Origin of the sequence: Vibrio satsumensis, assembly GCF_050337435.1 — a bacterium.
GTDB lineage: Bacteria > Pseudomonadota > Gammaproteobacteria > Enterobacterales > Vibrionaceae > Vibrio > Vibrio satsumensis.
Genome location: NZ_JAKJSX010000004.1, coordinates 616,261 through 622,407 on the forward strand (window position 1 = coordinate 616,261; position 6,147 = coordinate 622,407).

At 40.4% G+C, this 6,147-nt stretch carries 4 protein-coding genes, 1 tRNA gene and 2 rRNA genes; 3 read left to right on the plus strand and 4 right to left on the minus strand.

Going from position 1 to position 6,147, the window contains the following annotated elements; genetic code table 11:
* Positions 1-3 precede the first annotated feature (3 nt).
* Together L4C44_RS05750 and L4C44_RS05755 are read left to right on the plus strand one after the other, a co-directional pair.
* Positions 4-1,410, plus strand: coding sequence for a cation:dicarboxylate symporter family transporter (locus tag L4C44_RS05750; RefSeq protein ID WP_086712474.1), 1,407 nt, complete (start codon positions 4-6; stop codon positions 1,408-1,410).
* 77 nt (positions 1,411-1,487) lie between these two features.
* Positions 1,488-2,810: a CoA-disulfide reductase gene (locus L4C44_RS05755; RefSeq protein WP_428804574.1), complete on the plus strand. Its 1,323-nt coding sequence runs from the start codon at positions 1,488-1,490 to the stop codon at positions 2,808-2,810.
* Between the two features lie 84 nt (positions 2,811-2,894).
* Here the strand turns inward: L4C44_RS05755 and L4C44_RS05760 are convergent, their stop codons facing one another.
* Positions 2,895-3,749 (minus strand): glycerophosphodiester phosphodiesterase family protein, encoded by an 855-nt coding sequence (locus L4C44_RS05760; protein ID WP_428804575.1) that lies wholly within the window; start codon positions 3,747-3,749, stop codon positions 2,895-2,897.
* A gap of 70 nt (positions 3,750-3,819) precedes the next feature.
* Between L4C44_RS05760 and L4C44_RS05765 the strand changes: the two genes are divergently transcribed.
* Positions 3,820-5,232, plus strand: a complete 1,413-nt coding sequence (locus tag L4C44_RS05765; RefSeq protein ID WP_285955094.1) for a sulfatase-like hydrolase/transferase — start codon at positions 3,820-3,822, stop codon at positions 5,230-5,232.
* 290 nt (positions 5,233-5,522) lie between these two features.
* Here the strand turns inward: L4C44_RS05765 and L4C44_RS05770 are convergent.
* The 3 genes from L4C44_RS05770 to L4C44_RS05780 form a co-directional block, all read right to left on the minus strand.
* Positions 5,523-5,613 (minus strand) — tRNA-Ser (locus tag L4C44_RS05770).
* Positions 5,614-5,711: 98 nt separating this feature from the next.
* Positions 5,712-5,827: ribosomal RNA gene (rrf, locus tag L4C44_RS05775) — 5S ribosomal RNA — on the minus strand.
* A gap of 129 nt (positions 5,828-5,956) precedes the next feature.
* A 23S ribosomal RNA gene (locus L4C44_RS05780) occupies positions 5,957-6,147 on the minus strand; the annotation flags it as partial.

Genomic DNA, 6,147 nt, shown 5'->3' on the forward strand with positions numbered 1-6,147 from the left:
CTCATGAGCGTTTCATTTATTGGATTAAGCATACTGTTCTTTGGGTTCTACGCACTGCTGTCGAACTTCAAAAAGCAAAAGAAAAGTTTTAATTTCCGCGTACTGAGTGCGCTTGCTGCTGGCTTGCTGTTCGGTGGCGCAATTCAACTTGTTTTCGGTGTTGGTAACGTCGCAACTTCCGGCTTTGCTGAACTGATTTCAGTGTTCGGTAAAGGCTACATCAAACTTCTACAAATGATCGTTATCCCACTCGTATTCGTGGCGATGATCTCTTCGATCATGAACGTTGAAGGTGGTGGCGCACTATCTCGTATCGCACCAAAAATCATCGGTATTCTACTTTTCACTTGTGCAATCTCAGCGGCAGTTGGTATCGCAAGTATTTACCTATTTGGTATCGATGCAAACGCGTTAGTGAGCACCATTGGAACAAACAGCGCGATTGAAGCGCGCGGCGATTCACTGGTAGCAACACAAGATGCAATGGCGAGCAGTGGTCTTTCTGGTATGGCTCTGTCTATCATCCCAACCAACATCTTTGACATGCTAACAGGCTCTCAGCGTACCTCTACACTATCGACAGTATTGTTCGGTATGTTCCTTGGTTACTGTATCCTGCAAGTGAAAAACCGTAAGCCTGAAAAAGTGCAAAACTTCGTTGATTTCATCAACTCTGCAAAAGAAGTTGTACTGTCAATGGTACGTGAAATTTTGAAGCTAACACCTTACGGTGTATTCGCTCTGATGACCACGTTCATGATGACCAACGACCTATTCGCACTAGCTGAAATGGGCCGCTTCCTACTAGCGAGCTACGTGGCAATCGGCGTGATGTTCGGCATTCACTTCGTCATGGTGTCTATGTTCGGCCTTTCTCCTGCTAAGTTCATGAAGAAAATCTGGCCAGTATTGGTATTCGGCTTTGGTTCTCGCTCAAGCATGGCGGCTATCCCACTAAACGTTGAAACACAGACTCAGCGCCTAGGTGTGGACGAAGAAACAGCAAACATGTCAGCGACATTCGGTACCAGTATCGGTCAGAACGGTTGTGCAGGTATCTACCCAGCAATGCTAGCCATCATGGCAGCACAAGTTATGGGTATGCCCGTTGACTTAGGCTTCATCCTACAACTGATTGCTGTTATCGCGATAGCTTCATTCGGTATCGCAGGTGTTGGTGGCGGTGCAACGTTCGCCGCAGTAGCGGTACTAACCATCATGGGTCTAGATATTACTGTGGTAGCGATTCTGGTTTCTATCGAAGCGCTAATCGACATGGCTCGTACCGCACTTAACATCTCAGGCTCTATGTTATCTGGTGTTCTAACGGCTAAGAAAAACGGCTCGTTAAACACAGAGCAATACGACGCTGATGTTGCTGCGACGGTTTCAAAAGAAGCAGCAGTATAATTCCCACGCTTAATTAAGAGCACTCCTCATGAGTGCTCTTCTGTTTTTCCTGAGTTCAGGTTATTTAGGTAATAAATATGAAAGTTGTTGTTATAGGCGGTAGCGCCGCTGGTATGAGTTTCGCAGCAAAATACAAACGTAATCAGCCAACAGACGAAGTCATTGTTCTAGATAAGCGTAGTTACATCTCTTTTGGAGCATGTGGTTTACCCTACTTTGCGGGCGGCATGTTTGATGACACAGAACGCATGATTTCTCGTACGCCAGAACAAGCGATTAAATCAGGCTTAGACGTTCGCATTGAAACTGAAATGGTCGCACTAGACCGCACTGAAAAGCAGATTAAAGTTCGTCATCAAGGCGAAGAAAGCATCATCGATTACGATATGGTGGTGATTGCCACAGGCGCACGCCCAATTGTTCCTTCGTTCGGTGAATACAACTCAGAACACGTATATACACTGACAAGCATGGAAGATGGATTAGCAGTAAAAGAAGCTTTGAAAGACAGTAATAAGCAACGAGTGTGCGTAATTGGCGCTGGCTTTATAGGTCTAGAAGTGTTCGACGCAGCTCATGGCCTCGGCAAGCACGTAACCATCATCGAACGTGAACAGCACATCATGAGCCGCCAGTTCAGCCCAGAGATCATTGAAGTAGTTGAAGGGGCTATTAGAGAATCAGGTGCAGACCTTAAAACAGGGTGCAGCGTGTCTGCAATTCGCGATGCAGAGCAAGGCGGTTACATTGTAGAGACCGATAACGGTATTGTAGAAGCGGATGTCGTGATCCTATCGCTCGGCTTCAAACCAAACACAGAAGTATTCGAACTACCAAAATCTTCAAATGGTGCATTGTTAGTGAATGAATATGGCGCAACTGAAGACGCTTACATTCATGCTGTAGGCGACTGTGCAGTGGTTCATCACATGGCATTAGGCAAACCAGTATATGTACCACTTGCAACCACTGCTAACAAACAAGCGCGCATGATGGCTGATAAGCTAGCAGGTAAAGATACTTACATGTCAGGCTTCTTAGGTTCATCTTGCTTGAAAGTTCTCGATTACGAGCTGGCATGTACTGGCGTGAATGAACTTCTGGCGAAAGAACATAACTTAGATGTGAAAGTATCAACAATTTCTGACAAGAACCAAACCGACTACTATCCAGGTCAAGAAGACATAAAAGTGAAGCTGGTTTACCACCCAGAAACCAATGTACTACTTGGTGGAGAAATCATTGGTAAGAAAGGAGCTGTGGGCAGAATCAACGCATTAGCTGTTGCTATCACGGCGAAAATGACCACTCAGCAGTTAGGCTATATGGACTTCTGCTACGCCCCACCATTTGCTCGTACTTGGGATGCACTGAACGTGGCGGGTAACGTGGCGAAGTAAACCACCTCTAGAAAAATCACATAGAGCATTCAGTTAAACACAAAAGCAGAGCGTAACCGCTCTGCTTTTGTGCAAGTTACAGTTTTATAAACGATCTAACGGTAGAACAAAATCGACATAGATCGCGAAATTAACGATCCCATACGCTTTGATAGTGTCCAAATCCAAATCATTGCTTGAATATATCATCGCTGAGATCCCCATATTACTCAGTGTAATAGCCTTTTTATATTCATTCCCAAGCAAACTGAGGTTATCACCTCGATAAGTCACAGTTCTTATTTTATTCAATTCAATCCAATCAATAATAAGCGGCGTATTTAAATCTATATTTAATGCAACGTTATTGAACCCTAACTTTATTGCTTCATTATATTTTTTTAAACTAAAAACTTCGACAATAGATTTGTCTTTATCAATTATACTTTTTGATAATAGTACAAGGTTTTCTATTTTGTCCGTAACTAATATAACCTCATTCTCACTTAAAATTTCAATCGCCTCTGAAATATTTAAAGTGTGATAATTATCGTTAATTGTTTTTAACTCAAACTCTTCTGAAGCAATAGGACCATTTTTATTAGAATTTGTCATCAAATGGAAAGAGTTCCAGTCATGAACAGCGACGATCTTTCCATCCGACGATACAAGAAGATCTAGCTCTATCATCTTAAAACCATTTTCTATCGACTTCTCTACAGCCTCTAAGGAGTTTGTATATTTTAAACCATCGATTCCCCCGCCGGCATGTGCAATCAAACTGCCTGAATTAACGATAATATTGGAGATATTATTGTGCGTATTTGGATATGCCTTTACGTTGCCTCTCCATACATCAATGACTACACTCATCGAAGGGCCGATAAAAAAAGCTACCCAAAAACATATGAGAACTAGACAAAATATTGATATTAAGACTCTGATTCCTTTAAGTATCATGACATTTTACCTGTTGATAACTGGGGCTGATGATAATGTATGGTTTACCCTGTCAATATTGAGTTTAAACATGTTATTTATAGCAACTATAATAGCATTTGTCGGTAATAGATTTGTATTTCTTCTTCTCACGGTAATAATGACTTTCGACTTCTACTTAAGGTTAAACTCTCTCAGCTTAGATTTAGGTGTCTTAGGTTCGGTTTTAGAGTCTAATCGAGGTGAAGCACTTGAACATATAAAAATCATTAGCGTCATAACATATGTAAAGATTACTATATTTTCCATTCTACTTTTTTTATCATTTAACATTACCTTAGGAAAGGTTGGTAAGTCATTTTCATTAATTATGTTAATATTATTTTCCAGCATATTAATCACAAAATTTTATAGCTTACATGATAATAAAAAGACGACATACCTCAATGAAGAATACTTAAAAACAATCCATCATGAAGTGTGGTTTAGTTTTTTAGGACTAATTACAGTTATTAAACCTATTTCTTTATATTATGAACTATCTCTTCTCGAAGGAGGAAAATCAATAATCTCTTCAAAATGGGAGAACGTCCATACAAATAAGATATTAAAGGATATTTATATCGTAAATATCGGTGAATCTGTGATTAAAAATTATTACCCATCGTATAACGAAGAGAATGGAAAGATAAAAGGAGCAGAAATATTTAATGGTGTTATTTCCCCATCCGTTGTTACATATTTTTCAGTTCCTCGAATATTATCAAAGAGCCTAGATGTAAACAGGCATGATAAAGGCTTAAATGTGATAGATCTTGCTAATGATGCTGGAATGAAAACTTATTGGATATCAAATCAAGCTAAGATCGGGCAATACGAGACACAGGTATCCGCAATCGCGAGTAGGGCTCATTACCAATATTATAAAAATACGTCTTATGATAAAGCTGAACCCGATAATATTCTCCTACCAGAAGTGATCAAGGCGATTCGTGAAGAAACTAATAAACCGAAAGTCATTTTCATTCATACCATGGGGTCACACTATGACTTTTGTAAGAGATTTGATGAGGAGGTTTCACTAAAACCCTCAGATAACAAATACCTAGAATGCTATTCAAAATCAGTGGCTTATGGCGTGGCTTTTATAGAGAAGCTTAGAGACTTACTCACGATGCATGATAAAACATATAAAATCATTTATTTTTCGGATCATGGCCTAACGTCTGTAAACGTTCCACCGTATCTAATTCACGGTACTGGCTCACATTTTTCTAGGCAGGCAGTAGAAGTACCTTTCATAGCAATGAGTAATGACCCACAAGAAACGAAAATACATTCGGTCAAATACAATCTGAGAGACTTTTCAGACACATTTGCACAATGGATAGGAATATCTTCAGAACAGACAGAGCAAAACAAAAGTATCTTCAATACCAAGTACACAGGAAAAGAGTACGACTCAGTGCTAACAAGTGAGTTTAAGATAAGAAAAATCGACTAAGCAAACAACTGGTACAGAAGGTTCTGAACACCATAAAGTTACTTAGTAAGTAACCTTCTCCGCACATCAAGTTGTCTCTTATTTATCACTATGTAAGCTGATATCAGCTCGATTTTACTTATCCAAGAGCTTCATTAACTTTGTTAGCAAACAGCCTAATGAGATGATTTAGGAAGCTCTGACAGTATCCGCAAGTGAATTAAATGAATGTGTAAATATTTGGCTGATACATAATGATTTGAAGCAGATAATAAAAAAGCCCGCTGATTTTTCAGCGGGCTTTCTAATGGTGGTGGAGGGATAGGGATTTGAACCCTAGAACCGCTATTAACGGTTGCCGGTTTTCAAGACCGGTGCTTTCGACCACTCAGCCATCCCTCCAACAAATTGTTACTAAAATCAGTCTTACTTGTGTGCTGTTTCTAGTTTTGCTTTCAGTATTTCTCTAAACGATAAGTTAACTGAAAACGTAATTTAAAGCCTGGCGATGTCCTACTCTCACATGGGGAAGCCCCACACTACCATCGGCGCTATTGTGTTTCACTTCTGAGTTCGGCATGGAATCAGGTGGGTCCACAATGCTATGGTCGCCAAGCAAATTTTGCTTTTACTTTCAGCTTTTAAAAACTGAAGGAAAAATAATCTGGAAAGCTTATCTAAAAGTTATTCTCTTCAAACTCATTCAAGGTCTGTCTTTGAGTCCACAAAACCCCTTGGGTGTTGTATGGTTAAGCCTCACGGGCAATTAGTACAGGTTAGCTCAATGCCTCGCAGCACTTACACACCCTGCCTATCAACGTCGTAGTCTACGACAACCCTTTAGGACGCTTATAGCGCCAGGGAAAACTCATCTCAAGGCTCGCTTCCCGCTTAGATGCTTTCAGCGGTTATCGATTCCGAACTTAGCTACCGGGC

What these genes read in the sequence shown, in the direction of transcription:
- L4C44_RS05750 (WP_086712474.1), top strand. Translation starts at nt 4, where the DNA reads ATGAGCGTTTCATTTATTGGATTAAGCATACTGTTCTTTGGGTTCTAC.
- L4C44_RS05755 (WP_428804574.1), top strand. Translation starts at nt 1,488, where the DNA reads ATGAAAGTTGTTGTTATAGGCGGTAGCGCCGCTGGTATGAGTTTCGCA.
- L4C44_RS05760 (WP_428804575.1), bottom strand. Translation starts at nt 3,749, where the DNA reads ATGATACTTAAAGGAATCAGAGTCTTAATATCAATATTTTGTCTAGTT.
- L4C44_RS05765 (WP_285955094.1), top strand. Translation starts at nt 3,820, where the DNA reads ATGTTATTTATAGCAACTATAATAGCATTTGTCGGTAATAGATTTGTA.